This window comes from Nonomuraea aurantiaca (assembly GCF_020215705.1).
Classification (GTDB): domain Bacteria; phylum Actinomycetota; class Actinomycetes; order Streptosporangiales; family Streptosporangiaceae; genus Nonomuraea; species Nonomuraea aurantiaca.
The window spans coordinates 143,698-168,254 of record NZ_JAIWNB010000011.1; the positions used below are offsets into that span (position 1 = coordinate 143,698).

The 24,557-nt window shown below is 69.9% G+C and carries 26 protein-coding genes; 13 read left to right on the forward strand and 13 right to left on the reverse strand.

From position 1 onward, the window contains the following. The first annotated feature begins 56 nt into the window (after positions 1-56). From LDL49_RS25975 to LDL49_RS25985, 3 genes are all read left to right on the forward strand, one after another. The gene (locus tag LDL49_RS25975) at positions 57-548 is read left to right on the forward strand and encodes a helix-turn-helix domain-containing protein (RefSeq protein WP_225294253.1); all 492 of its coding nucleotides are present in this window, start codon (positions 57-59) and stop codon (positions 546-548) included. A gap of 3 nt (positions 549-551) precedes the next feature. After that, a complete protein-coding gene (locus tag LDL49_RS25980) occupies positions 552-968 on the forward strand; it encodes a hypothetical protein (protein WP_225294255.1) in 417 nt (138 codons plus the stop codon). A 117-nt stretch (positions 969-1,085) separates the two neighbouring features. After that, entirely contained in the window at positions 1,086-1,454 is a 369-nt protein-coding gene (locus LDL49_RS25985) for a DUF2516 family protein (protein WP_225294257.1), read from the forward strand. On the opposite strand, the gene LDL49_RS25990 is transcribed toward LDL49_RS25985, so the two are convergent. After that, positions 1,439-2,008 (reverse strand): SGNH/GDSL hydrolase family protein, encoded by a 570-nt coding sequence (locus tag LDL49_RS25990; protein ID WP_263655509.1) that lies wholly within the window; start codon positions 2,006-2,008, stop codon positions 1,439-1,441. The genes LDL49_RS25985 and LDL49_RS25990 overlap by 16 nt on opposite strands. A 195-nt stretch (positions 2,009-2,203) precedes the next feature. Here LDL49_RS25990 and LDL49_RS25995 point away from each other — a divergent pair, with 195 nt between their 5' ends. Beyond that, positions 2,204-2,938: an alanyl-tRNA editing protein gene (locus LDL49_RS25995; RefSeq protein WP_225294260.1), complete on the forward strand. Its 735-nt coding sequence runs from the start codon at positions 2,204-2,206 to the stop codon at positions 2,936-2,938. A gap of 54 nt (positions 2,939-2,992) precedes the next feature. Here the strand turns inward: LDL49_RS25995 and LDL49_RS58475 are convergent, their stop codons facing one another. Next, a complete protein-coding gene (locus LDL49_RS58475) occupies positions 2,993-4,030 on the reverse strand; it encodes a TetR/AcrR family transcriptional regulator C-terminal domain-containing protein (RefSeq protein WP_225294262.1) in 1,038 nt (345 codons plus the stop codon). Positions 4,031-4,140: 110 nt separating this feature from the next. Between LDL49_RS58475 and LDL49_RS26005 the strand changes: the two genes are divergently transcribed. Continuing rightward, positions 4,141-5,235 carry an FAD-dependent monooxygenase gene (locus tag LDL49_RS26005; protein ID WP_225294264.1) on the forward strand — a complete coding sequence of 365 codons (1,095 nt, stop codon included), beginning with the start codon at positions 4,141-4,143 and terminating at the stop codon, positions 5,233-5,235. Positions 5,236-5,281: 46 nt separating this feature from the next. Then, the gene (locus tag LDL49_RS26010) at positions 5,282-6,889 is read left to right on the forward strand and encodes a DUF2207 domain-containing protein (protein ID WP_225294265.1); all 1,608 of its coding nucleotides are present in this window, start codon (positions 5,282-5,284) and stop codon (positions 6,887-6,889) included. A 6-nt stretch (positions 6,890-6,895) separates the two neighbouring features. Here LDL49_RS26010 and LDL49_RS26015 read toward each other — a convergent pair whose 3' ends face one another. Continuing rightward, the gene (locus tag LDL49_RS26015) at positions 6,896-7,804 is read right to left on the reverse strand and encodes an asparaginase (protein WP_225294267.1); all 909 of its coding nucleotides are present in this window, start codon (positions 7,802-7,804) and stop codon (positions 6,896-6,898) included. A 60-nt stretch (positions 7,805-7,864) separates the two neighbouring features. Between LDL49_RS26015 and dtd the strand changes: the two genes are divergently transcribed. Beyond that, on the forward strand, positions 7,865-8,290 hold the full coding sequence (gene dtd, locus LDL49_RS26020; protein ID WP_225294269.1) for a D-aminoacyl-tRNA deacylase: 426 nt from the start codon (positions 7,865-7,867) through the stop codon (positions 8,288-8,290). Positions 8,291-8,393: 103 nt separating this feature from the next. Then, complete coding sequence (locus LDL49_RS26025) at positions 8,394-9,263, forward strand: DNA-3-methyladenine glycosylase family protein (protein WP_225294272.1); 870 nt, start codon at positions 8,394-8,396, stop codon at positions 9,261-9,263. Between the two features lie 57 nt (positions 9,264-9,320). Here the strand turns inward: LDL49_RS26025 and ygfZ are convergent, their stop codons facing one another. The 4 genes from ygfZ to LDL49_RS26045 all read right to left on the reverse strand — a co-directional run bounded on the left by ygfZ (position 9,321) and on the right by LDL49_RS26045 (position 11,791). Then, positions 9,321-10,259, reverse strand: coding sequence for a CAF17-like 4Fe-4S cluster assembly/insertion protein YgfZ (gene ygfZ, locus LDL49_RS26030; RefSeq protein WP_225294274.1), 939 nt, complete (start codon positions 10,257-10,259; stop codon positions 9,321-9,323). Between the two features lie 10 nt (positions 10,260-10,269). Beyond that, positions 10,270-10,683, reverse strand: coding sequence for a Fur family transcriptional regulator (locus LDL49_RS26035; protein WP_225294276.1), 414 nt, complete (start codon positions 10,681-10,683; stop codon positions 10,270-10,272). Between the two features lie 305 nt (positions 10,684-10,988). Further along, on the reverse strand, positions 10,989-11,285 hold the full coding sequence (locus LDL49_RS26040; protein WP_225294278.1) for a DUF2470 domain-containing protein: 297 nt from the start codon (positions 11,283-11,285) through the stop codon (positions 10,989-10,991). A 5-nt stretch (positions 11,286-11,290) separates the two neighbouring features. After that, the gene (locus LDL49_RS26045) at positions 11,291-11,791 is read right to left on the reverse strand and encodes a heme-binding beta-barrel domain-containing protein (RefSeq protein WP_225294279.1); all 501 of its coding nucleotides are present in this window, start codon (positions 11,789-11,791) and stop codon (positions 11,291-11,293) included. 66 nt (positions 11,792-11,857) lie between these two features. On the opposite strand from LDL49_RS26045, the gene LDL49_RS26050 reads away from it, so the two are divergent. The 3 genes from LDL49_RS26050 to LDL49_RS26060 all read left to right on the forward strand — a co-directional run bounded on the left by LDL49_RS26050 (position 11,858) and on the right by LDL49_RS26060 (position 14,036). Further along, positions 11,858-12,220, forward strand: a complete 363-nt coding sequence (locus tag LDL49_RS26050) for a DsrE family protein (protein ID WP_225294281.1) — start codon at positions 11,858-11,860, stop codon at positions 12,218-12,220. 108 nt (positions 12,221-12,328) lie between these two features. Then, the gene (locus LDL49_RS26055) at positions 12,329-12,733 is read left to right on the forward strand and encodes a YciI family protein (protein WP_225294618.1); all 405 of its coding nucleotides are present in this window, start codon (positions 12,329-12,331) and stop codon (positions 12,731-12,733) included. Positions 12,734-12,752: 19 nt separating this feature from the next. After that, the gene (locus tag LDL49_RS26060; RefSeq protein ID WP_225294284.1) at positions 12,753-14,036 is read left to right on the forward strand and encodes an RNA polymerase sigma factor; all 1,284 of its coding nucleotides are present in this window, start codon (positions 12,753-12,755) and stop codon (positions 14,034-14,036) included. Here the strand turns inward: LDL49_RS26060 and LDL49_RS26065 are convergent. Together LDL49_RS26065 and LDL49_RS26070 are read right to left on the reverse strand one after the other, a co-directional pair. After that, positions 13,988-14,701, reverse strand: coding sequence for a type 1 glutamine amidotransferase (locus LDL49_RS26065; RefSeq protein ID WP_225294286.1), 714 nt, complete (start codon positions 14,699-14,701; stop codon positions 13,988-13,990). The two genes, LDL49_RS26060 and LDL49_RS26065, sit on opposite strands and share 49 nt — an antisense overlap. Continuing rightward, complete coding sequence (locus LDL49_RS26070; RefSeq protein WP_225294287.1) at positions 14,691-15,920, reverse strand: MurT ligase domain-containing protein; 1,230 nt, start codon at positions 15,918-15,920, stop codon at positions 14,691-14,693. Before LDL49_RS26070 ends, LDL49_RS26065 begins: the two co-directional genes overlap by 11 nt. A 219-nt stretch (positions 15,921-16,139) precedes the next feature. Between LDL49_RS26070 and LDL49_RS26075 the strand changes: the two genes are divergently transcribed. Both LDL49_RS26075 and LDL49_RS26080 read left to right on the forward strand, forming a co-directional pair. Further along, positions 16,140-17,003 (forward strand): LLM class F420-dependent oxidoreductase, encoded by an 864-nt coding sequence (locus LDL49_RS26075; protein ID WP_225294289.1) that lies wholly within the window; start codon positions 16,140-16,142, stop codon positions 17,001-17,003. 191 nt (positions 17,004-17,194) lie between these two features. Continuing rightward, positions 17,195-19,351 (forward strand): NACHT domain-containing protein, encoded by a 2,157-nt coding sequence (locus LDL49_RS26080; protein WP_225294291.1) that lies wholly within the window; start codon positions 17,195-17,197, stop codon positions 19,349-19,351. On the opposite strand, the gene LDL49_RS26085 is transcribed toward LDL49_RS26080, so the two are convergent. The 4 genes from LDL49_RS26085 to LDL49_RS26100 form a co-directional block, all read right to left on the reverse strand. Further along, entirely contained in the window at positions 19,312-20,661 is a 1,350-nt protein-coding gene (locus tag LDL49_RS26085) for an alpha/beta hydrolase (RefSeq protein WP_225294294.1), read from the reverse strand. The two genes, LDL49_RS26080 and LDL49_RS26085, sit on opposite strands and share 40 nt — an antisense overlap. A 321-nt stretch (positions 20,662-20,982) precedes the next feature. Further along, entirely contained in the window at positions 20,983-21,723 is a 741-nt protein-coding gene (locus LDL49_RS26090) for a dienelactone hydrolase family protein (RefSeq protein ID WP_225294296.1), read from the reverse strand. A gap of 639 nt (positions 21,724-22,362) precedes the next feature. Further along, the gene (locus LDL49_RS26095) at positions 22,363-22,938 is read right to left on the reverse strand and encodes a dihydrofolate reductase family protein (RefSeq protein WP_225294298.1); all 576 of its coding nucleotides are present in this window, start codon (positions 22,936-22,938) and stop codon (positions 22,363-22,365) included. A 254-nt stretch (positions 22,939-23,192) separates the two neighbouring features. Next, a complete protein-coding gene (locus LDL49_RS26100) occupies positions 23,193-24,362 on the reverse strand; it encodes a serine hydrolase domain-containing protein (RefSeq protein WP_225294300.1) in 1,170 nt (389 codons plus the stop codon). Positions 24,363-24,557: the final 195 nt, after the last annotated feature.

Consider the following 24,557-nt stretch of genomic DNA (forward strand, 5'->3'; position numbering starts at 1 on the left):
TTGCTGGCGCTAGCTTTGCGTTTGCAATTGCAAGCACTCTGGGGCACACTGGAGGCATGGCACTACCGAAGGTCGGCTCGATCGGCGAATACATCCGCGAGCAGCGGCAGCAGGCGAAGATCTCCATGCGCCAGCTCGCGGCGGCCGCAGGGGTGTCCAACCCTTACCTCAGCCAGATCGAGCGCGGCCTGCGCAAGCCGAGCGCGGAGATTCTCAACCAGATCGCCAAGGGTCTGCACATCTCATCGCAAGCGCTCTATGTGCAGGCGGGCCTGATCGAGGATCGCGAGCCGCCGAGTGATGTCATCACCGCGATCCGCGCCGACACGCACCTGAGCGGGCGGCAACGTCAGGTGCTCATTGATATCTACGAGTCGTTCCGCAAAGAGAAGCGCGCCGAAGACGAGCAGACCTCCCAGAACGCTCATCTCCGGCACGACTCCGAATCGGGCGACGAGCCACTGCCTGAGGAATATCTCGCCGCGCTTGAGCCTTTTGCGGCGTCCACCGGCAATGGCACCGCCAACCAGGAAACCAAGGAAGGTTAACCCATGACGCTGGCCACTGAGGTCAAGAAGCTCACCGACTCCAAGCCTTTCTACGCCGTGGCGGGGGCGGGCGACTATGCCGTGGAGAAGCTGCGGGAGCTGCCCGAGCAGCTGCTGAAGCTGCAGTCCCGGCGCGCCGAGATCGCCAAGGACCTCCCCGAGAAGGCCCGCACCTACGCCGACAAGGCCGAGGGCTTCGCCAGGGAGTTCCCCGAGAAGGCGCGCACCTACGCCGACCAGCTGACCGTGCTGGCCACCGAGGTCTACGAGGACTTCGCCACCCGTGGGCGCAAGGTCGTCAGCAAGACGACCGGCGAGGCCGCGCTGGAGCTGGAGGAGGTGTCGGAGGCCGCCGAGCCGGCCGTCGCCACCCCCGTCAAGAAGCCCCGCACCACCAAGGCCACCACGCCCAAGGCCTGACACCACGCCGAAAGCCCGTCTCCGCCCGGAGGCGGGCTTTCCGCTTCGGGGTGCCCGTTTGTCGGGGGCGCCTACTAGGCTGGGGCCGTTTCATCGCGAGCGTTGGGCGGGACTCACATGGAAATTGTCAACGGCGGCTTGAATCTTCTCTTCCTGCTGCTCGCGGTCGGCATCTTCGGCATGTCGGTCTACGCGCTGGTGCACGCGGCGCGGGTGCCGGCCAACGCGTTCGTGTCGGCCGGCAAGCTGCAGAAAAACCTCTGGCTGATCATTTTGGTCCTGGCCACGCTGTTCTCCGCCGCGGGCGCGTGGTCCTACTTCCAGGCCTTCATGCTTCTTGGGGGCGTCGAGTTCATCGGGATCGGGCTGGGGTTCTTCTCGATCCTCGCCGTCATCGCGGCGACGGTCTACGTCGTGGACGTCAAGCCCGCCGTCAAGGGCATGGGCGGGCGCGGCGGCAACAACGGCCCCTACGGGCCTTGGTGATCCTTCCCGGGTAGGCGGCCGATGGCGTCCGCCAGCCATTGAGCCAGGTGGAGATGGCCCTCGGCGGTCGGATGGATGCCGTCGGGGAGCAGCCGGCCGGGCGGGGCGCCGGTGATCTGTTGCTCGGCGAGCGGGTCCAGGAAGGGGACGGCTTCCTGCTGGGCCAGGCTCGACAGGGCGTCACGCAGCCGATAGGCCTTGCGCGGGGTGTCGTGCAGCCAGATGGGGCCGATCATGAGGATCCGGGTTCTCGGCCAGCGAGTCCGCGCCTCGGAGATGAGGCTCGCCGCCGCTCGCCGCACACTCGCCGGGGACCACGGGCTGTCGTTGTGGCCGCCTGAGATGATCAGTGTGTCGGGCGCGGGGCGCCAGGCCAGCTCGGCCTCGAACGACTCCTGGAACGTACGCCCGACGCGGCCCTGGTTGAGATAGCCGGTGCCGCCCGCGCCCGCGATGACCGGCTGCCAGCCGAGCAGGCGAGCCGATTCGGTGGCGTAGGTCCGCCAGAGCGGGACCGGGCCGGAGCCGACCGTGAAGCTGTCGCCGACGAACATCACGACGGGGGCGGCCGGCCCGCTCTGCGGCAGGTGCGTCTCGGGGTGAAGCTGCGCCGGGCTCGGCCAGGATTCACCAGCCCCACCACTGCATCCCGTTATTGCACAACAAATCCCCAATATCGCGACAGCCGGTGCGATCAGGGCTCGATCCAGCAGGCCGCGCATAACCACCTCGGGGCTTAAGCTGCCGACATGACTCATGACCTCCACGGGCGGACAGAACGGCTCGAATTGTCGGATCAGGAGCTGCGCGACTTCGAGGCCGTCGTCCTTGACTCCACACCCGACGGAATCGTGCTGAGCAAGTCGGCATTCTATCCAGGCGGAGGCGGCCAGCCGGCGGATCACGGAGTTCTGCTCTGGCAGGGGGTGGAAACTCGGATCGTCGGGGTGCGCAAAAGCGATGATCTGCACCTGATTCCAGCAGAGGGCGACCCGGTCCCGCCGGTCGGCACGGTGGTGCAGGGGGCGGTGGCCGACGCCCGCCGTTCGGCCCTGATGCGTACCCACTCGGGGCTGCACGTCCTGTGCGGCGTCGTCTTCCGCGACTACGGCTCGCTGGTGACGGGCGGCAACATGGACGAGCTGAGCGCGCGGATGGACTTCAACCTGCCGGAGCTGCCGCCGGGCTTCAAGGAGGCGGTCGAGGACGCGTGCAACGCCGAGATCGTCGCGGACCGGCGCATCGACGTACGGGTGCTGCCGCGCAAGGAGGCGTTCGACATCCCGGACATCATCCGGACGGCGACCAACCTGGTGCCGGCGGACGTGGCGGACGTCAGGATCGTCGACATCGTCGGGCTGGACACCCAGGCCGACGGCGGCACGCATGTCGCCTCGACGAAGCAGATCGGGCGCATCAAGGTGGCCAAGATCGAGAGCAAGGGCCGCGGCTTCCGGCGCCTCCGCATCGCGATCTCGGACTGACGCCTCCGCCTCGCGGTCCCGGGCCAGTGTCTCCGCGTGGCGGTCCCGGGCTGGTCATCCCCTGGCCTGGCCTGCGGCCTCGATGATCCCGGCCAGGCCGTCGAGCAGCGATCGCAGACCGAACTCGAAGAGCCGGTCGAGGTCGAAGTCGAAGTCGCCCCCCATCCGCCGGATGACGTCGACGAACGTGGGATAGCCGCCCGAGGTGACGACGGCCGTCAGCCGCGCGTCCTGGGCCCGCATCCATTCGTCGTCGGTGAGGCCGGTCTCGGCCTGTGCCTGGGACTCCAGCTCGAAGTTGGCGGCGATCCCCTCGACGTAGCTGTACATCAGGATGTGCACGTGCATCATGCTCTCCGGGTCGAGGCCATGGCCGTCGACCGCCGCCAGCGCCCATTCGGCGTGCTTGAGCAGGCTGGGTGACGGCAGCGGCCGGCTCAGCGAGGTGATCCGGGTGAGCCACGAGTGCCGCCGGTAGGCCGCCCACTGCACGCGGGCCGCCACCTCCAGCCGGGCCCGCCAGCCGGGCGGCGGCTCTGCGGGGAGCGGGAACTCGCCGAACACCTGGTCGATCATCAGCTCGACCAGGTCGTCCTTGCTGCCCACGTGGCGGTAGAGCGACATCGTGGCCACGCCGAGCCGACCCGCGACGCCGCGCATGGACAGCGCGGGCAGCCCCTCGGCGTCGGCGATCTCGACGGCGGCCCGCACGACACGCTCCCGCGTCAGATCACGGGCCGGATCACGGGCCGCGCCCCGGATCGGGTCACCGACCGGGTCACGGAAGGCCGGATCACCCGCCGGGGCTCGCGTCGGCTCGCGGCCGGGGTCGTCGGGGTCGCTGTGCGGGCGCCGTGGCGACCGGATCGACGGTCCGGCGACGACCGTGCCGACGCGCGACTCGGCCACGACCACGCCTTCCTGCGCGAGCCGGGCCAGCGCCTTGGCGGCCGTGGCCAGGGCCACGTCCCAGTCCCTCGCCACCTGCCTGGTGGAGGGCACCCGCTCCCCGACCCGCAACTCGCCGTCCGCTATCCGGCGCTTGATGTCGTCGACGATCCGCACGTACGGCGGCACCGCTTCCGCAACCACCCGGCCTCCTCCACCTCTGTACTAGTACAGAGATTAGCAGAATCCCTGTTGCAAAGCCTGTCTGTACGCCGTACATTCACCTCGTACAGCGTCAACAAAAGGGAGATCCAATGAACGTCCTCATCTCCGGCGCCAGCATCGGCGGCCCCGTCCTGGCCTACTGGCTGCGCGAGCACGGCTTCGACGTGACCGTCGTCGAACGCGCCCCCGCCCCCCGCCGAGGCGGCCAGGCGATCGACATCCGGGGAGCCGCGCTGGAGGTGGCCGAGCGCATGGGCATCCTGGAGCAGGCACGAGCCAAGAAGACCGACATGCGCGGCATGTCGATGGTCGACGGCGACGGCAACGAGCTGATGCGCACCACCGAGGAGACGGTCAGCGGCGGCCGGCTGGACAGCCCCGACATCGAGATCATGCGCGACGACCTGACCGCACTCGTCATCGCCGCCTCGGGCAGCGGCGTCGAATACCTCTATGGCGACTCGATCGCGGCGCTCCACGACGACGGCCAGGGTGTCCAGGTGACCTTCGAGAGCGGCGTGCGGCGGCACTTCGACTACGTGGTCGGCGCCGACGGCCTGCACTCGAACGTGCGCGGGCTGGTGTTCGGCGAGGAGTCGCGGTTCATTCACCACCTGGGCATGTACGTGGCGATCTACAGCGCCGAGAACTTCCTCGGCCTGGACCGCTGGCAGGTGTGGCACCGCGAGGGCGACGCGGGGTTCGGCCTCTACACCGCGCCCGGCAACGCCTCGATCCGGGTCAACATCGGCTTCGGCGGCGAGGACGTCGCCTACGACTACCGCGACGTCGAGCAGCAGAAGCGGCTCATCGAGGAGCGCTGCTCCGGGCTGGGCTGGGAGACGCCCCGGCTGCTGAAGGCGATGTGGGCGGCCGACGACTTCTACTTCGACGCGATGGCGCAGATCCGGATGGAGCGCTGGTCCGAGGGCCGGGTGACGCTGGTCGGCGACGCCGGCTACTGCGCCTCACCGCTGTCGGGCCAGGGCACCAGCCTGGCGATGGTCGGCGCGTACGTGCTGGCTCAGGAGCTGTCCAGGGACCCGCAGGGCGCGTTCGATCGCTACGAGGCGCGGATGCGGCCGTTCGCCGAGCTCAACCAGGCCCTCGCCCTGGAGAACCCCGGTCAGGGAGCGGCTCCGGAGAGCGTCCAGCGGGCCGCCAACGGCATCGTGCTCGATTGATCCCGCCTTCCCGCGCAAGGTGTACGAACCGCTACGATGTGCCGCCATGACGGGTATCAGGCGCACGCTGGCCATACTGGGGGCCGTCGCTCTGTCGCTGACCGCCGTCCCCGCCGCGGCGGCGGCCGGGATCACCGACGAGGTGACCATGAGCCTCGCCAAGAACGGCACACTGCACGTGGTCGAGAAGATCAGCGGCGGCTCGGGGGAGCTCAAGCGGACGTTCCTCACCAGGACCCGCTTCGACGACGACAACGACCGGCTGTACCAGATCTCGAACGTCAAGGGCGGCACACTCACCGGCGACGTGCTGACCATGAAGGGGCCGGGCACCGTCGAGTACGACGTCAAGGGGGCCGTGACGCCCGCGGGCGCCATCGAGGAGCTGCGCTGGTTCGCGGTGAACGGCTGGAGCGTGCCGGTCACCAAGGCGACGGTCAAGGTGAGCGGCCCCGGCCAGGTGCAGAACCTGTCGTGCTTCGCCGGTGAGCTGACCTCGGCCATCGGCTGCACGTCCGCCTCCATGGACCACGGCGCCACCGAGGCCGCCTTCGAGCAGCAGAACGTGGGCCCCGGTCAGGCACTGACCGTGGTCGTCGGCTACGCCAAGGGCTCCACCAGTGGGGCGCCGATCCTGGAGCGGCGCTTCTCGCTGGCCGGCGCGTTCACGCTGAACGGTGTCACCGGCGGCGCGCTCGCCGCCCTGCTGGTCCTCCTGCTCGGCGGCGTCGGCCTGCTCTACTGGACGCGCGGACGCGACTCCAGGGCCGCCGGCCACGAGCGCAACTCGGTCGCCCCCGTACAGAACGGGCACTTCTCCCCGCCCGACGGCGTCCGGCCCGGCCAGATCGGCACGCTCGTGGACGAGCAGGCCGACGTGGTCGACGTCACCGCGACGATCGTGGACCTCGCGGTCCGCGGCTACCTGCGGATCGACGAGCAGCCGCGCCAGACCTACGACGCGCCCGACTGGACGCTGGTCAGGCTGCCGAACGCGCCGGTCAACACGCTGCTGCCGTACGAGCGGGCGCTCTACGACGCCATCTTCGACGGGCGTGACATGGTGCTGCTGTCCCAGCTGTCCGGTTCGTTCGCCAGCCATCTGGGCAAGGTCCGCGACGCCCTCTACACCGACGTGGTGACGCAGGGCTGGTTCGCCCGCCGCCCCGACACCGAGCGGACCCGCTGGACGGTCATCGGCGTGCTGCTCATCGGCGTGGGCCTGCTGGCCACGGTCGCGCTCGCCTGGTTCACCACGTACGGCCTGCTGGGCCTGGCGCTGATCATCGCCGGCGGCGCCCTGGCGGTCGGCGGCCAGTACATGCCCGCCAAGACCGCCAAGGGCTCGGCCGCGCTGGCGCATACGATGGGTTTCCGCGAGTACCTGTTCTCCGGCGACCTTGGCGAGGTGCCCGAACAGCACCGGGTGGAGCTGTTCTCCCGCTATCTCCCGTACGCGGTGATCTTCGATGGCGTGGAGCACTGGTCCCGGGTCGTCGCCTCGGTCACCGGAAATGGGCACGAATCCGACAACCTGTACTGGTATCACGGCCCGGCCGAGTGGGATCTGTCCAAGTTCGCCGGGTCGATGCGCACGTTCACCACGACGACCTCGGGCGCCATCTCGGCCAGCCGTCAGTTCCGCACCCTCTAGGGCCGCTCAGCGGACGCGCAGCTCGCCCACGGCGCGCCCGCCGCCCATCAGCGGCGGGCGGGCCATCAGGTCCAGCTCCGGGGCGTCCAGGCCGAGCGAGCGCAGCGCCGCCACCGTGACGGGCGTGCGGGCCCGCTGCGCGCCGTCCTCGACCTTGACGGCGCCCGCCCGCCCGTCCTCGAACACGAACGCGTCGAACCCCTCCGCGCCCACCTTGACCATCAGCCCCGGCAGGGCCCGCATCAGCTCGGCCTCCGGCCTGATCGTGCCGGACGTCCACTCCGGATGCGCGCGCATCGCGTCGAAGATCCGCCGCTCGTACGAGCCCTCCTCCCCCAGCGCCAGCGCGCGGAAGGCCCGCGTCACGCCCACCATCGAGACGAAGAACAGCGGTGCGCCGCACCCGTCCACGCCCGAGGCCGCGACCCGCTCACCCGTCAGCTCCTCCACCGTGCGGCGGATCGCCCGCTGCAGCGGGTGCGCCGGCTCCAGGTAGGTAGTGAGCGGCCAGTCCTTCAGCACGCAGGTGGCGAGCATGGCGGCGTGCTTGCCCGAGCAGTTCATGTAGACGCGGCCCAGGTCGGTCGCCGCCCGGTCGAAGGGGTAGTCCTCGGGGCAGAGCAGCGCCGACTCCGTCAGCCCGGCCTCCGCCAGGATCTTCCGCACGCCGTCGACGTGGTACGGCTCTCCGGAGTGGGAGGCGCAGGCCAGCGCGAGGAGTTCGCCGTCGAGCGCGAGCCCGGCGCGGAGCATGCCGACCGCCTGGAACGGCTTCATGGCCGAGCGCGGCGAGGCCGGCACGTGCACCGCGCCGTGCACCGCGACCGGATCGCCTGCGGCGTCCACGGTGAGCATGCGCACGTGATGGGTCGACTCCACGAACCCGGACCGGACAACCTCCACGACCAGCGACATTCGCCTCCCCTTTCGGCATGAGTCTACGAACCTTTTTGACCTGGGCCAGAATGAGGTCTCATGCGAGCAGTCGTGCAACGAGTCAGCACCGCGTCCGTGGTGGTCGACGGGGAGACCGTCGGAGCGATCGACGAGCCGGGCCTGCTCGTGCTGGTCGGCGTCACGCACCCGGACACACCCGCCGAGGCGCGCAAGCTCGCCGCCAAACTCTGGGGGCTGCGCATCCTGCATGGCGAGAAGTCCTGCTCCGACGTGTCGGCGCCGCTCCTGGTGATCAGCCAGTTCACCCTGTACGGCGACGCCCGCAAGGGCCGGCGGCCCACCTGGCAGGCCGCCGCGCCGGGACCGGTCGCCGAGCCGCTGGTGGATGCCGTGGTGGACGAGCTCCGGGCGCTGGGAGCCCACGTGGAGACGGGCCGGTTCGGCGCGGACATGAAGGTGTCCCTGGTCAACGACGGCCCGATCACGCTCGTGGTGGACGTGTGAATATAGTCTCCGCGCAGACAATCTTCGCGTAGGCTATTACTCACCGGACGGCACACCTCTGTGGTCCGCCCGTCGGCCTGGCCAGCGCACCCCCGAGGATGTCATGACGACCATCACGCTTCCCGCGACGCCGCCGTTCGACTTCGCCGCCTCGCTGAGCTTCCTGCGGCGCTTCCCCGCGACGGCGGGCGAGCAGCAGGTGGCCGAGCACTCGCTGACGAAGGCCCTGCGCGCGGGCGGCCAGACCGTGCTCGCCCGGCTCACCGCCGCGGACCAGGGCCTGCGCTGCGAGCTCCACGCCGACGGGCCGATCTCCGACCAGGCGGTGACGGCCGCCGCCGACCGCCTGTCCTTCTACCTCGGCCTCACCGACGACCTCGAGCCCTTCTACGCGATCGGCACGCAGGACCCGCACTTCGCCCCGGTCATCGACCGGCTGTACGGCTATCACCAGGTCAAGTTCCCCTCACCGGTGGAGAACCTGGTCTGGGCCATCCTCTGCCAGCGGGTGCCCATGGGGGTCGCCACCAAGGCCAAGGACGCCCTCACGGCCTACGTGGGCAACCGGCTGACCCTCGACGGCGCGGAGCACTTCGCCTTCCCCGACCTGGACCAGCTGCTCGCCCTCACCACCGACCGCCTCACGGCCATCAGCGGCAACGCCACCAAGGGCGAGCGCCTGTACCGCTCGCTCCGGGGATGGGCGGAGGTGGACGAGCACTTCCTCAGAACCGCCCCCTACGACCAGGTCAAGGACTTCCTGCGCGGCCTGCCCGGCATCGGCCCCTGGTCAGCGTCGTTCATCGCCATCAGGGGCCTGGGCAGGATGGACGAGGCGCCGCTGGATCGGGAGCTGACACGCTCCGCCGCCCAGGTCTACGGCGGGCCGCTGTCGGAGGACGAGCTCCGTGGCCTGGCCGAACGGTATGGCTCCTGGCAGGGCTATTGGGCCCACTACATGCGCGCCGCCTGATCGGGGCCGCCCCACCACCGGCTTACCGAGGCGGGCGGTTTGCCACAGGAGCGCGGTTCAGCGGAGGCGGCGGCGCATCGCCGGGTCGATGGTGACGTTGCGGCCCGCGTCCGGGGGGACGATGACCTCTTGGGCGGCGGCGACGCCGCCCGCCAGCAGGGACGCGTCGACCGGCACCGTCCGTTTGACCATGGCCAGCGCGATCGGGCCCAGCTCGTGGTGGCGGGCGGCGGAGCCGACCACACCCACCTCCTGGCTCTCGAAGATCACCGGCGCGCCGTGCGCCGGCAGCGTGTCGACGCTGCCGTCAAGGTGCAGGAACACCAGCCGCCGCGGCGGATGCCCCAGATTGTGGACGCGGGCGACCGTCTCCTGCCCCCGGTAGCAGCCCTTGGTAAGGTGTACGGCGGTGCCGATCCAGCCCACTTCGTGCGGGATCGTCTTGTGGTCGGTGTCGAAGCCGAGCCGGGGCCGGTGCTCCTCGATGCGGAGCGCCTCGTACGCCCAGAGCCCGGCCAGCGGCTTGCCCAGATGATCGGGCAGCTCGGCGCGCGGCACCAGGAAGTCCTCGGTCGCGGACGAGAGCACCGCCAGGTCGTCGGCCCGCGAGACCTCGACACGGAGCATGAACCGCATCCGGTCGAGGTAGGCGACCAGGCTGTCGGCGGTGCCCGGCTCGACGTGCGCCAGCACGGCCTCGCCGTCGTCGACCAGCGTCAGGTGGTGCAGGACCCGGCCCTGGAGATCGAGGTCGAGCGTCTGCGTCCATTCGCCGGGCGCCAGCGTGTCGACCTTCTGCGAGGTCAGGTCGTTGAGCCATTTCAGCCGGTCGGCTCCGGAGACGCGGACCACCTCGCGGTTGCTGCGGTCGACCACCGCCTCGCCCTTGACGAGCGCCCGTTGTTCGGCGAACAGGTCACCGTAGTGGGCGGCCACGTCGGAGTCGGGGCCGTCGGCGGGAACGGCACCGGGGAGGTCGAGCAGAGGGCTGCGCATGCCTTCCAGGTTATCGGCAGTTGCGGCAGCGACCGAAAACGGTCAGGTGGCGTACGTCGGCCACGAAGCCCATCTCGCTGTCCAGCCCCTTGACCAGCCCGTCCGCGAGCTCGGGGCGCACCTCGCCGACCTCGCCGCAACCCCGGCAGACCAGGTGCAGATGGTCGGCGTCGGCCGCCAGGTGGTAGGTGGGGGCGCCGTGGCTCAGATGGGTGTGGGTGACCATGCCGAGCTCTTCGAGCAGCTCCAGCGTGCGGTAGACGGTCGAGATGTTGACGCCGCGGGCCGTCTCGCGCACCTTGACGCAGATCTCTTCCGGCGTGGCGTGCTCGAGCGACTTGACCGCCTCCAGCACGAGCTGTCGCTGAGGGGTCACCCGGTAGCCCTTGGCGCGGAGTTCTTCGTGCCACTGCGTCTCCGTCATGCCCCGAGTCTACGACCGAGCTTTAATCACTTGCCCCCTCCGCGACCGAGCGCATAGCTTCTGGAGTACGCGGAAAGGAGGTGGTCCAAACAATGGTGATTCATAGTTGGACTAGCGAGGTGGTTGTCCGCTAACGATGCGGACTGTTGTCTCGCGTCTGCTCAGCGAATTCGAGACAACCACCGGGGCCCCTGGCAGCCGGAGGGCGGGATAGTTGTCCTGTCCATGGTCCATCCGGCCCGCCCAATCACAAGCGGAACGCCGCCCGGGGCCCTTTTTCATGCCCTCTTCCCCGCAGCGCGCGGTCAGTGCTCGCCGCGAGCCGGGATGCCCAGCTTGTCGCAGGCGTCGCGATAGAGGTGTACGACCGCCATGCGCACCTGGGGGCGTTCGGTCAGCGTCTCTCCCCATGGCACCCTGACCCGCTCGCCGCCGTCGATCGTGAACTCGATCGCCTCGGCGTCGACCCCGCTGGTGGTCGCGGTCGTCGCGGCGGGCCGGCCGCCCAGCCCGCGCACGATGATCAGCGCGTCGCCGGAGTGGTCGTCGTTCATGTGCCGTTTGATCGCCTCGACCGCCTCGGCGGTGAACGGGGTGCTCATATGGATCAAGCCACCTTCTTGAGCTCGGCCGACATGTGCGACGTGAGCGGGTGCCCGACCGCGGCCATGTCGTAGGCCCACATGAGGTTGCCCTTGACCAGCCCGTACAGGCGGGTGGCCGCGGTGTATTCCTTGGCCGAGGCGGTGCGCGCCACGACGTCGGTGCGCAGCTCGATCTTGTGGAAGACGACCTCGCCGATGTAGATCTCCACGATGCCGGTCGGATGCGCCAGCAGCACCTCGAGCTGCCGGTCGGGCTGCGGCCGCCAGTAGCCGGACTCGGTGGCGAGCGGCCGGACCCGGTTTCCGTCCTCGTCGAGCAGCCAGGTGCGGCTCACGTACGACAGGAACGGTTTGCCGTTGTGGCCGAACTCGATCTCCTGACCGAAGTTGAAGCTCTCGATCGTCGGATATCCCCCGACACCGGCGCCCTCCCAGCGGCCGATCAGGAACGCGATGTGCTCCAGATCGGGATGCACCGGCACCTGGACCTCAGCATCTTCCATGGCACCAAACTGTACTGGCCGCCCGCGGTGAAGACGTCCGGCGGGAACGGGTTTAGGGTGACGGACATGGCACGATCACTGGTGATCAAGGTGACCGCCGGCGCCGAGGCCCCGGAGCGCTGCAATCAGGCGTTCACGGTCGCGGCCGCCGCGCTGGCGAGCGGCGTTCCGGTCTCTCTCTGGCTGACCGGCGAGTCCTCCTGGTTCGCGGTGCCGGGCAGGGCCAAGGAGTTCAACCTGGCCCACGCCGCTCCGCTCACGGACCTGCTGGACGCCGTCCTGGCGGGCGGCCGGGTGACGGTGTGCACTCAGTGCGCGGCCCGGCGAGACCTCACGGTCGACGATCTCATCGACGGCATCCGCATCGCCGGCGCCTCCACCTTCGTCGAGGAGGCCGTGGCGGAGGGCGCGCAGGCTCTCGTGTACTGACCGCGGAAAAACCTCCGGCGCGCGTGTCCGGGGTGGCGCGGTGGTTCCGACGTCTCTGGTGTACGGCACCGGGAGCGGTGCCGGCCGAGAGGAGAGATCGTGAAGTACATGATCATGATGAGCGGCACGCAGCGCGACTACGACAATTTGGCTGGGAAGCCCGACAACCCGGTCTGGTCCGGGGAGGACGTCGCGGCGCTGCACGCCTTCATGGCGGCGTGGAACAACGCCCTGGTCGAGTCCGGGGAGTTCGTCGACGCCCAGGGCCTGAGCGCGCCCGTGCTCGCCAGGAGGGTCGAGCTGAAGGACGGGGTTCCGGTCGTGACCGACGGGCCCTACTCCGAGACGCAGGAGGTCCTGGCCGGTTACACGATCGTCGAGTGCGAGAGCTTCGACCGGGCCACCGAGATCGCCGCGCAACTGGCCGACACTCCCCACCCCGCGAACGCGACCCTGAGCCACGACTGGCACGTGGACGTACGGCCGATCGCCGGGAGCTACGAGGAGCTGTGACCGGCGGCGAGGTCTTGTTGTGACCGGCGGCGAGATCGAGAACCTGCTGCGCGGGCTGGCGCCGCAGGTTCTCGGCGCGCTGGTGCGTCGCTACGGGCACTTCGCGACGGCCGAGGACGCGACGCAGGAGGCGCTGCTCGCCGCCGCCCTGCAGTGGCCTGGGGAGGGCCTGCCGGACAACCCGCGCGGCTGGCTGATCACCGTCGCCTCACGCCGGCTGACCGACCTGCTGCGCGGCGAGCAGGCCCGCCGGCACCGCGAGGACACCGTCTCGCGTTGGACACTGCCCGAGCAGTGGCTGGCCCCCGCCGCGGACCGGCCGGCGTCGGAGTCCGACGACACGCTCATCCTGCTGTTCATGTGCTGCCACCCCTCGCTGTCGCCCGCGTCGCAGATCGCGCTCACCCTGCGGGCCGTCGGCGGCCTGACGACCGCGGAGATCGCCAGGGCGTTCCTGGTCCCGGAGGCGACCATGACCCGGCGCATAACCAGGGCCAAACACCGCATCAAGGAGAGCGGCCTCCCCTTCGGCATGCCTCCCGGCCAGGACCGCGCGGAACGGCTCGCCGCTGTCCTGCACGTCCTCTACCTGATCTTCAACGAGGGCTATGCCAGCACCTCGGGCCCGGCCCTCCACCGCACCGAGCTGACCACCGAGGCGATCCGCCTGACCCGTCTGGTCAACCGCCTGCTGCCGGACGACTCCGAGGTGGCGGGCCTGCTGGCCCTCATGCTCCTCACCGACGCCCGCAGACCGGCGCGTACGGGCCCGGACGGCTCCCTCATCCCCATGGCCGAACAAGACCGAACCCTCTGGAACACCGCCTACATCACCGAAGGCACAGCCCTCATCACCGGCGCCCTCCCCCGCGGCCCGACCGGCCCCTACCAGCTCCAGGCGGCGATCGCCGCCCTGCACGACGAGGCACCGACCGCGGAGGCGACCGACTGGCCCCAGATCAAGGCCCTGTACGAGGTGTTGATGCGCCTGTCCGACAACCCGGTGGTGACGCTCAACCACACCGTCGCGGCCGCCATGGTCGACGGCCCGGAGGCGGGGCTGGTCCTGCTCGAAAAGCTGGCGCACGACGCCCGGATAGCCGAAGACCACCGGCTGCACGCGGTCAGGGCTCACCTGCTGGAGATGTCCGGCGACCACCGGGCGGCCCGCGAGTCGTACGAGGCGGCGGCACAGCGAACGAGCAGCCTCCAGCAACAGCGCTACCTGCACGCCAAGGCCGGTGCGCTGGAAGGTCAGCTGCCGAGCACGGCGGCCAGACGCTCTCGCCGGAGCTGCTCGTAGCGGGTGTCGTCGAGTGGGGCCAGGTCGCCCGCGCGCCAGGAGAGCAGCAGGTCGGCGAGCGCCGGGTTGCGCGCCAGTGCCGGCCCGTGCAGGTAGGTCCCGACGATGTGCCCCGCGTAACACCCCTCGAAGCCGTCCCCGTTGCCCACTCCCACGGTCGTCCGGGACAGCGCCTTGACGCCCGGTCCCAGACGGGTGACTCCCATGTGGTTCTCGAAGCCGGTCAGCGTCGGCAGGCCCAGCTCGGCGTCCACCTCGGCCACCAGCTCGCCGACCGCCCGTGCGGGGCCGCGGGAGCTGGCGATGTCGAGCACGCCTATGCCGTCGACCGGCTGGCCCTCCTCGCCGCCGAACGTACTGCCCATGATCTGGTAACCGGCGCAGACCGCGAGCATCGCCGCGCCCCGCGCGATCGCGCGGTGCAGGCCGCCGTCCTTGCGCAGCCGCTCCGCCGCGAGGATCTGCGGGCGGTCCTCGCCGCCGCCGATGAGGTAGATGTCGCCGCTCTCCGGCACCGGGTCGGCCGAGCGCACATAGATGGTCTCGGTCTCGATCCCCCTGCGCTGGGCCCGCTGCTCCAGGACGAGGACATTGCCCTGGTCACCGTACGTGCTCAGCAGGTCAGGATAGATCCAGACGATGCGCAGGGCGCTGTCAGACGGCACGACCGAACTCCGATCGGATCTGCTGGAAGGCGGTGTAGTTGGCGATCACGTCGACCCGGCCCGGCGGCTGCATGGACAGGGCTTCGCTGAACGTGCCGCAGAGCGAGAACGGCACGTCGGCCACGTCGAGGCGGAGCGCCAGGTCCAGCCGCCGCTCACCGGTGACGAACACCGGGCGGCCGCGCAGGATCCGGTAGTCGACGTCCCACAGCCAGGAGGTGTCACGCCCGTCGGGGCCCTGGGCGTTGACCGAGAGGATGATCGGCTGCTGGGGGTCGGAGACGTCGAACGCCTCCAGCCAGCCCGCCGGGTTCTTGGCCAGCAGCAGCCGCGCGTGGCGGCCGTCGCGCTCGACCGTGGTGTAGCGGCCCGCGACCGAGGTGACCTCGCGCAGCCGGGGCAGCGCCCGCTCGACCGGCAGCCCGAACGCCTCGGCCACCGCCAGCGCCATCGCGGCGTTGGAGCGGTTGGCCAGGCCGGGCAGCTGGATGTCGAGCAGCCACCGCTGCCCGCGCGGATCGACCACCGCGTCGTCGTCGAGCACCCACTGCGGCTCCGGCCGGTGGAAGGTGCACTCGCGGCACGCCCAGTCGGCGTCCTTGCGATCGAGCGGCCCGCCGCACTCCGGGCAGCACCAGGAGTCTTCCTTCCAGCGCTGGCCGCCCGCGACCCAGGTCACCTTGGCCGCGGTCGAGGCGCCCCAGGTGACGAGCGGGTCGTCGCAGTTGGCGATGACGTGCGTCGGCTTGCCGGACAGCGCCCTGCGCCACTTCTGCGCGAGCAGCCAGATCTCGGCCGCGCGGTCCATCTGGTCGCGGCTGAGGTTCATCAGGCAGACGACGCCGGCGCCGGTGGTGTCGAGGACCTCGGGCAGGTATTTCTCGTCGACCTCCAGCACGCCGTAGGGGGCGTCCTTGTGCGTGGAGAGCGCCGAGACGTGCCCCGCGGGCATGTTGGCGCCGAACGCGTTGGTGGCCACCTCCCCCAGCTCCAGCAGCGCCGAGGTGATCAGCCGGGTCGTGGTCGTCTTACCGTTGGTCGCGCTGACCAGGGCCAGCCTGCGGTCGCGGGCGAGCTGCCGGAGCAGGTCGGGCTCGAGCATCAGGCCGACCCGACCGCCGATCACCGAGCCGTCGCCGCGCCCGGTCATCCTCGACAGCGTGGCGGCACTGCGGCCCAGGGCGCTCGCGAGCTGAGCCCGCAGTGGAAGCTGGGTCATGGCAAAGGATCCTAGTCGGCGTTGGGCTCTGCTCTGGTGGGGCGCACCAAAACGCGCCCGGGGGCCTTCGGTTTCCCGTGCTCGGTCTATGAGATAATTGTTCGTACGGAGCCCTCTCGGCCTCGGGTCCAGCGACCCAGGCGGGAGGGTTTTTTCATGCCCGAAATCGCAGTGACGCGTCATCCTGCGGCAGGCATTCCCCGATCAAGGAGTATTTCCATGAAACTCGGTCTGACCTGTCCCCGTTTCATCTGGCCCGGCGGCGACACCGCCATAGCCGGGAGGTTCGCGGCCGTCGCCCGCGGCGCCGACGAAGCCGGGCTGCACAGCCTGTGGGTGATGGACCATTTCTTCCAGATCCCCAACTTCGGCGCCGTAGAGGATCCGATGCTGGAGGCGTACGGCGCGCTGTCCTATGCCGCCGCCCTCACCCGCCGGGTCACGCTCGGCACCCTCGTCACCGGCGCCGTCTACCGCGAGCCGGGGTTGCTGGTGAAGCAGGTCAGCACGCTCGACGCGCTCTCCGGCGGCCGCGCCGTCCTCGGCATAGGCGCGGGCTGGTACGAGCAGGAGGCCCGAGGTCTCGGTCTCCGCTTCCCGTCCCTTGCCGAGCGGTTCGAACGTCTGGAGGAGACGCTGCAGATCGCCAAACAGATGTGGAGCGATGAGGACAAGCCGTACGAGGGCGAGCACTACAGACTGGAGCGCACGCTCAACTCCCCCCAGGCCCGCCCGCCGATCCTGATCGGCGGCAGCGGGGAGAAGAAGACCCTCCGTCTCGTCGCCGAGTACGCCGACGCCTGCAACTTCCTGCACGGCGCCGATGTACGGCACAAGCTCGGCGTACTACGCGGCCATTGCGAACGCCTGGGACGGCCCTACGAGGACATCGAGAAGACCCTCCACATGCGCATCCCCGACGGCGAGAGCGTCGAAGAGAGCGTCCAGCGCTGCGGCGACCTGGCCGCCCTGGGCATCGACCACGTCATCGTCGCCGTCCCCGACGCCGCCGCCGACTCCTCACTCGCGCACCTGGCGGCGCTCGCCACGCGGATCGCCGCCATCACCCCGGCCGGACGCTGAGCACCCGCCCTGGCGACAAGCGCCGCGGACATGAGCACGTGACCAGGCAGGCGTTGCCGCGGACACGGCTGAGCTGAGCCGCACTCCCCACCCAAGGCGTTCCCGCACCCACCCGGACCTCGGTGGGCGATGATGTTCAGGTGCGGAGAGTAATCAAACCACCACGCGTAGTGCTGCTCTGGGTGAGCTGCGTGGCGTTTCTGATCGCCGTGGCCGCGGTGCTCGTGTTCTTTCACCTCGGTCCGCCCGATCGGCTGGAGGAGGCCGACAAGCTCGGCAGCGTCGGCAGCCTGTTGTTCAGCGGACTCTCGCTGCTGGTGTCCGTGGTGGCCGCTCTGGGATGGGGGGCCACCACGCCTCGGCCGGAAGGCGCTGCCGCCGCCGCGGCGGACGAGGCCCGGTCGCTGGATCCGTGGGTGGACAGGCTGGCGGCCAGGCTACGCGGCCAGTGGACCGAGGAGGCGGCGATGCGGACGCTGGGCCGGCCGGATCCGCTGCAGTTGCGCTGGTCGTCCTCGGGCCGTCCCGGCGCCTCCCCGATCGCGGTGCTGGGCAGGGGGGCGATACCGGGGCGGCCCACGCGTCTGCGGCTGCACGGCGACCTGAGCGACGTGGTGACGAAGTTCCGGATGCTTCCGCGCAAGCAGCTGATGGTCCTGGGAGAGCACGCGGCCGGCAAGACCGTACTGGCGCTGCTGTTCACCCTCGGCATGCTCCGAACCCGCGAGCCGGCCGAGCCGGTGCCCGTCCTGCTGACCGCGTCCTCGTGGGACCCGGCCCAGGAACGGCTCGACGTCTGGTTCGCCAGACGGCTGCGTGAGGAACATCCGTTTCTGGCGGACCGGGACGTCCACGGCACCGACGTGGCGTGGCGGCTGGTCCACCACGCACGGGTGATGCTGGTCCTCGATGGTTTGGACGAGATGCCGGGCAGGCTGCACGCGACGGCGATCAGAGCGATCAATCGAGCCGTCATCGACGAGCGCCCGCTGGTGATCACCTGCCGCGGCGGTGAGTACGACGGCGCGGTCGCGGCGGAGGGCGAGCCGCTCGCCCACGCGGCGGTCGTGGAGATCGAACCGGTCAAACCCGAGGACGCCGTCGGCCACCTGCGCGACGCCCTTCCGACCGGCGACGATCGCTGGGGGCCGATGTTCGATCATCTCCTCGCTTTCCCCGACAGCGCGCTCGCACGATCGCTGTCGTCTCCGCTGATGGTCTCCCTCACGCGCTCCGCGTACGCCCCGCCCGGCACCAACCCGTCCGACCTGCTCGACCTCGGCAGGTTCCCGGACCGGTCCGCGATCGAACACCACCTGCTCGACGCGTTCCTTCCCACGGTCTATCCGGCACGTTCGCTGCCGCCGCCGGACCGTCCCGGATCCCCCGCGACGCCCGTCCGCACGTACGAGCACGACCAGGCTCGGGCCTGGCTCGCGCACCTCGCCCGGCATCTGCGAGCACTCGGCACCCGCGATCTCGGCTGGTGGGAACTGCACCGGACCCTCCCCCGAGGCGGTTTCGAGCTCATGACCGGGCTGGCCGCGGGGCTGACGGCGGGACCTGTGATGGGGCTGGTGGCGGGGCTCGTGTTCGGGCGATCGTTCCTGACCGTCGCCGGATGCGGCACCGGGCTCGGTGTCGGCGTCGGGGCGGCGCTGGTGTCCGGGTTCGGGAGGAGGCCGTCGCCTTCCCGGGTACGGCTCCCGATCAAGGGCCGCCGCCGCCAGGTCCTCCGGGGAGTCCTCGTGGGCGTGGCCGTCGGGGTGTTCTCCGGCCTGGTTTTCGGGGTGGTCTTCTGGTTCATGACGGGCGGCTCGGGCATCGGCCTCATGGCCGGCGTGGTGGCCGGAGTCACCGGCGGGATCGGCGTCGGGCTGGGCGCGGGCCTGACCGCGCCGGTCGGCCCCGAGGAGAACATCAGCCCCCGCTCACTCCTCGACCTCGACCGCGCCACCGCGCTGACGCAGGCGCTCGGCGGCGGCCTCGGCGCGGGGCTGATGGTCGGCGTCGCGGCGGCCATGCTCGCCCATCCCGCGGCCAGACTGGGCGCCGCGCTGGTGGCCGGCGCCGGGGTGGGCATCGGGGTCACCCTGGTCGCGGCGAGCAGCACCGCGTGGGGGCGGTGGATGCTGATCCGCGCCTGGCTGGTGTTCAGGAAGAAGCTGCCCTGGCGGGTGATGGACTTCCTGGACGATGCCCACCGTCACGGCGTGCTCCGGCAGGTGGGCGGCAGTTATCAGTTCCGCCACGCCCGCCTGCAAGATCACCTGATCGACTTCCCGGCCACCAGCCTCCGCGTGCCGGTTCAGCGGCAGATCGTGCCGGGGGCGGGGAGCGTCCCGTAGACCAGGTAGCGGTCGATGCTCGCGGTCGCGCACGCGTTGCGCAGATACGAGGTGTGCCCGTCGCCGTCGTAGGTCAGCACTCGCGAGCCCTTGATGCCCGTGGCCAGGCTCTCGGCCCAGGCGAGCGGCGTCGCGGGATCATGCGTGGTCCCGGTCAGCAGCACGGGCGGCGCCTTGGTGATGCGCACCGGCCGCTGCGGATTGGCCGGCCGGGCGGGCCATCCCAGGCATCCGGTCGTCACGTCCCAGAACTCCGACGTCCCGCGCATGTGCGGGGCCCTCCGCGCGATGTCGCGGGCCCGCGCCCTGAGCTCCCGGAAGCCGCTGATCTCCGGCTTGATGTCCTGGCAGAGGATCGACCGGTAGGCCGAGTTCGTCGCAGGGTCATCCAGCGCCTCGGCCCGGATCTGCCCGAAGATGGCCGCGTCGCCGCGCTCCGCCTCGGCAATGCCCCGGGCCAGGCCGCCATAGAACTCGGGGGCTATCGTGAGCATCGCGTACGCGCTGTAACGCAGCTCCTCCGCAGTCAGAGGACGCCCACCGGCCACCGGGATCGGCGTCTTCTCCGCCTCGCGCACCAACGCGTCCCACACCTGCGCCACGGGCCGCCCGTGCAGCTCACATTCCTTCGTCCGCTCGCACCACCCGGCGAACCTCCCGAACGCCTCCTCCACCGCCGACGCGGCATCCCGCACCATCTCGCGCGAGCTCATCCCATGATCGACGACTCCGTCCAGAGCCATGGCCCGCACCCGGCCGGGGAACCGCCGCGCGTACTCGGTCCCCAGCATGCTCCCGTAGGACCGGCCCAGGTAGCTGACCCGCTCCTCGCCCAGTGCGGCCCGTACCGCGTCGAAGTCCCGCGCCACACTCCCGGTGTCCACGTACTGGATCATCGGCCCGCAGCTCTCGCCCACGGCCCGGTTGTGCGCGACGAGCCGGTCGTACTCCTCACGCGTCGCCGGGAACTGCGTGACCGCCGGATCATGCACCGCCTTCCCGCACCGGAGTTGCCCGCTGCCCCCGACCCCGCGCGGGTCGATCCCGACCACGTCGAACCGTTCGCGCAACTCCGGCGAGAAGAACTGTGGCGCCCAGTCCCGCACCAGATCGGCCGCGCCCGTCCCGGGGCCGCCCGGGTTGTAGAGCAGCACCCCGATCCGTTCGCCGGTGGCCTTCCGCCGCGTCACATTCAGCGAGATCGCCGGCCCGTCCGGCTGCGCCCAGTCCATCGGCACGGCAACCGCGCCGCACTCGGCCCCGGGCGCCGTTCCGCAGGGCTGCCAGGCGATCGTGCCTGTACCGCTCACGCGGGCTGCTCCTCTTGCGCCGGCCGCGGCGGCGGGAACCGCCGGAGCTACTGCCGCGATCAGCACCAGGCTCGTGATGAGGGGAGTCCATTTCATGCTCTAGATCGTCCTCAGATCACCGGACACCGCCATCGGCCTTTCGGGCCCGCCGCATCGGCTGAACGGCCTTTGTTACCGCGGCTTCCGGGCCGGCATCCTGCCGCGAACACGCCAGCCGGGACCCGGCACGCGACGTGCCAGCCGGGGGGCCAAGCGCGACACGCGACGCGCCAGCCGGGAGCCAAGCCCGACCGGCGCGTCGCGAACTACCCGGCAGCGGCCCTAACCAAGGTCCCCAAGGTGCCGGGTGAAGAACCGCAGCGAGTTGTCCGTCTCGAACTCGGGGATCTCCCCGTGCTTGCCCGGGTTGGCGTGCAGCGTCTTGTCAGCTGAGGCCAGAGCGTCGAACAGCGCCAGACCCTGGGCCCGCGGCACCAGGTGGTCGTCCCACTGGAGCAGGAACTGCACCGGGACGGTGACTCCAGCGGCGCTCTCGCCCAGCCCGTGCAGGCCGAGCAGACCCAGTACCGCGGCGCGGATCCGGGGTTCCACGGCGAGCAGCGGCACACCGAGGCCGCAGCCCATCGACATACCCCAATAGCCGACCGGGCCGACACCCACGTGATCGAGTTCCTGGGCCGCGGTGATGACCGCCTGCCATTCCGCGACGGCCTGCCCGGCCAGGTGCGTGTGCATGGCGGCGACCAGCACGGACGGATCCTGGCCGGCGGCCATACCGGCCCGCAGCTCGCCCGCGAGCCGGTCGAATTCCTCGTCCTTCGGCCGGTCACCGTGGTTGGGCACGTCGATCGCGACAACCGCGAAACCACCCTTGGCGACGAAGCGGCGCGCGCCGTTCAGGATGCTCGGGGCCTTCTTGTGCTGCCTGCCGCCGTGCCCCATCAGGATCAGGGGGCGAGGCCCGACGGCATCTTCCGGCGTCCACAGCACACCGGGTATGTCGCCGAAGGTGAAGATCTGTTCGCTGACGCCGTCCAACGACGTCTGGGAGGTGAAGCGCATAGCGTTGCAAGCCTTTCGGGATGCCTTCTGCGGGCGCTCCCTAGACCGTGCGAAGGAGGGAGCCCCGACCTGTCACAGCGTTGATCGGTCTCACCTCCTCAGTTCGCAGCGATGCACAGCGACGCCGAACGTATCACGCAGTCCTCACAGGGCAAACGCTGGCCCTCGTTGCTCCAACTCCCCGCTGGTGGCCGTCCCTCCCGGCCGCTGACGTCTTCCCAATCCGGCGTCACCGCCGCGGACGTGGGCAAGACCGTTCAAAGGCGGGCCGAGAAGGACCGTAGGCGGCTGAGGTAGGGCCTGGCCATTCCGCCTGCATCGCCGCCGCATAATGCGAGCACGCCAAGCCTTCCGGATCAAGCCCGTCTGTGACCATTGACGGTCTCGAGTAGTGACCGGGCGACGTAGTCGGTGAGGTTGCGGACGCCCAGGGCGGAGCCGCGTAGGTGTCCCAGGCGGAACCCCAGCGCGGTCGCGCCCTGCGACCGGCACCAGCGCCCGGTCCTCATCCAGTCGAGTTGAGGTGTGCGGAGTTTTTCGCCGGCGGTAGACGGGTCGACATCAGGAGCACAGCGCCATACCCCGCGCACGCGGCGAGAATGACGATCCCGGCATGGCTCAACGACGCCCCGTCGCCGATCAACCGTGTCGGGTCGGCCGATAGGTCAGCACCTGCGTGTGGCCGTCGAAAGTCTGGGCCTGGAGTAGTTCGAGGTCGAAGTCGTCCGCACCGTCGAAGATCCGGTCCACGCCGGTCGCCCCGGAGATCACGGGGAAGACCGTCACCTCGATGATGTCGATCAGGCCGGCGTTCAGCAGTGCCCGGTTGAGCGTCAGGCTGCCGTGGGAGCGCAGCGGCACATCGGATTCGGCCTTGAGGCGCGTGACCACCTCGACAGGATCGGCGGACTCGATGGTCGTGCCCGGCCACTGCAGCGGCTCGGTCAGCCGGCTGGAGAGCACCGTCACCGGGGAGTCGAACATGCGCGTGATCCACCCGTCGAACAGGCTGCGGTCGAAGCCCGCGTCAAGGAACGGCGCGTTCGAGGAATAGGTCTTGGCCCCGAGCACCATCCGCAGCGGGTCGCGGTAGGCGGCGGCGCGGTAGGCGAGGAATTCGGGCCCCTGCTTGCTCCAGTAGCCGCCCCAGTCGCCGTTGTGGTTGGCGAAGCCGTCGAGCGTGGAGAAGATGTCGAAGGTGTACGTGGCGGTCATGGGTGTCTCCTTGCGGGAAGTTGGTCGCGCCCGCCTTGCGGCGGCCTCATCCCTGCTACGAACGCCACCGCCCCGATCCGACACCTCTCCCGGATTTCTTTCAAAACTTTTCGGGCTCATCCGATCTGGGTGTGTGGTTGTGGTCTGAACCCGCCGGCCTGATGTGGTTGGCGAGGCGCGGAGCCGCGTAGGTGTTCGAGGCGGCCGTTGATCGGCCATGCGACCCCGCTGTCAACGACGCCTGCTGCTCCGCCTCATTCAGGATCTCCGATCCCCCGCCGGCCCACCAGCGTCAAGGTGAGCGGTTTCGCAAGATCTTGGAGATCCCATTTCCCGGCTTGGACGGCCTGGTTACTGATCCAGAACACCATCAGATCGCTGTGCACACCATGCACGTTCACGCCATAGGACCAGCCGTTGCCGCCGGAGTGTGTGGCGAGAGCGCCATCGGGCGTGATGACCCACCCGTAGCCAGTGGCGTAGCCGTCATACCCCGGCAGTCCGATGGGGGCGTAGGCCTTGAACATCTTGGCCTTAGCGTCGCGATCCAGAAGGGTGTCGCCAGCCAGCGCACGGTGGAAGCGGTACATGTCGTTGGCAGTAGAAAGCAGGCCGCCGTTGCCGCGCAGATTCCAGTACGGGCCGTCTGCGGCCCACCGGTGGTTTAGCGGCCGACCCTGGGAGAGTCCCTTTTCGTTGTATTCCACCGCGATCCGGCCGGTGTCCCAGCGGGGCAAGATGTAGCCGGTGTGGGTCATTTCGGCGGGAGCAAGGATCTCCTTCGCCAGGAAGTGCTCGTAGTCCGTGCCGGCCGCTATCTCGATGATGGCGGCCAGCAGGCTGTAGCCCAGGTTGGAATAGGCGAACTTCGTGCCAGGTGGAGCGACCAGCTTGGACTTGGCGGCTCCGGCGATCATCTCCTGGCGGGAGATCGGATCGTAGTCGTCGCCAAGGCCCTCCGGCAGCCCGGATGTGTGGGTGAGCAACTGGTGAATTGTGATCTTGCGCTTGTCCGCGGGTACAGGGCCGACGTATGTGCTGATCGGGTCGCTCACCCGCAGCTTGCCTGCCATCTGCAGCTTCATGATCGCCACGGCGGTGAACGACTTCGTCATCGACATGATGTCGTACACCGTCTCGCAGTTCGCGGAGATGTGGTGGGCCCGATCGGCCATGCCGTAGCCGGCGCAGTGTACGACCCTCCCGTTACGGGCGGCGATCACCGTGCTGCTCCCGCCGCGGGGCAAGGCCTTGTCGAGGATCGCCTGGATCGACCGATCCACGACACCAGGCGTTGCCGAAGAGGAGCCAGGATCTGCCGGGCGGGTGGCGGTGGGGGTGTCGCTGTTGCCGCTGCAGGCGGCCAGCACCAGCGCCGACACCAATGCGAGCACGGCAGGAACACGGAATTCGGGCAGCCACATGAATGGTCCTTGCATAGCTGCCGACAACGGGCCCGCGAGTTCGCCACGGGACGTCCATGAGGCCGACACGTAGATCGTACACACGACGACACGTCGCAGTCTGGGGCTGAGACCCCGCGCGGTGGAATCTCATCGATCTTGTCAGTTTTCCGAGTCGACACCGCCTCATCGGAGCGTGGCGTGGCCGCCGAACGG

Coding starts and splice junctions, on each gene's coding strand:
- LDL49_RS25975 (WP_225294253.1), top strand. CDS start 57: ATGGCACTACCGAAGGTCGGCTCGATCGGCGAATACATCCGCGAGCAG.
- LDL49_RS25980 (WP_225294255.1), top strand. CDS start 552: ATGACGCTGGCCACTGAGGTCAAGAAGCTCACCGACTCCAAGCCTTTC.
- LDL49_RS25985 (WP_225294257.1), top strand. CDS start 1,086: ATGGAAATTGTCAACGGCGGCTTGAATCTTCTCTTCCTGCTGCTCGCG.
- LDL49_RS25990 (WP_263655509.1), bottom strand. CDS start 2,008: ATGTTCGTCGGCGACAGCTTCACGGTCGGCTCCGGCCCGGTCCCGCTC.
- LDL49_RS25995 (WP_225294260.1), top strand. CDS start 2,204: ATGACTCATGACCTCCACGGGCGGACAGAACGGCTCGAATTGTCGGAT.
- LDL49_RS26005 (WP_225294264.1), top strand. CDS start 4,141: ATGAACGTCCTCATCTCCGGCGCCAGCATCGGCGGCCCCGTCCTGGCC.
- LDL49_RS26010 (WP_225294265.1), top strand. CDS start 5,282: ATGACGGGTATCAGGCGCACGCTGGCCATACTGGGGGCCGTCGCTCTG.
- LDL49_RS26015 (WP_225294267.1), bottom strand. CDS start 7,804: ATGTCGCTGGTCGTGGAGGTTGTCCGGTCCGGGTTCGTGGAGTCGACC.
- dtd (WP_225294269.1), top strand. CDS start 7,865: ATGCGAGCAGTCGTGCAACGAGTCAGCACCGCGTCCGTGGTGGTCGAC.
- LDL49_RS26025 (WP_225294272.1), top strand. CDS start 8,394: ATGACGACCATCACGCTTCCCGCGACGCCGCCGTTCGACTTCGCCGCC.
- ygfZ (WP_225294274.1), bottom strand. CDS start 10,259: ATGCGCAGCCCTCTGCTCGACCTCCCCGGTGCCGTTCCCGCCGACGGC.
- LDL49_RS26035 (WP_225294276.1), bottom strand. CDS start 10,683: ATGACGGAGACGCAGTGGCACGAAGAACTCCGCGCCAAGGGCTACCGG.
- LDL49_RS26040 (WP_225294278.1), bottom strand. CDS start 11,285: ATGAGCACCCCGTTCACCGCCGAGGCGGTCGAGGCGATCAAACGGCAC.
- LDL49_RS26045 (WP_225294279.1), bottom strand. CDS start 11,791: ATGGAAGATGCTGAGGTCCAGGTGCCGGTGCATCCCGATCTGGAGCAC.
- LDL49_RS26050 (WP_225294281.1), top strand. CDS start 11,858: ATGGCACGATCACTGGTGATCAAGGTGACCGCCGGCGCCGAGGCCCCG.
- LDL49_RS26055 (WP_225294618.1), top strand. CDS start 12,329: ATGATCATGATGAGCGGCACGCAGCGCGACTACGACAATTTGGCTGGG.
- LDL49_RS26070 (WP_225294287.1), bottom strand. CDS start 15,920: ATGACCCAGCTTCCACTGCGGGCTCAGCTCGCGAGCGCCCTGGGCCGC.
- LDL49_RS26075 (WP_225294289.1), top strand. CDS start 16,140: ATGAAACTCGGTCTGACCTGTCCCCGTTTCATCTGGCCCGGCGGCGAC.
- LDL49_RS26090 (WP_225294296.1), bottom strand. CDS start 21,723: ATGCGCTTCACCTCCCAGACGTCGTTGGACGGCGTCAGCGAACAGATC.
- LDL49_RS26095 (WP_225294298.1), bottom strand. CDS start 22,938: ATGACCGCCACGTACACCTTCGACATCTTCTCCACGCTCGACGGCTTC.
- LDL49_RS26100 (WP_225294300.1), bottom strand. CDS start 24,362: ATGTGGCTGCCCGAATTCCGTGTTCCTGCCGTGCTCGCATTGGTGTCG.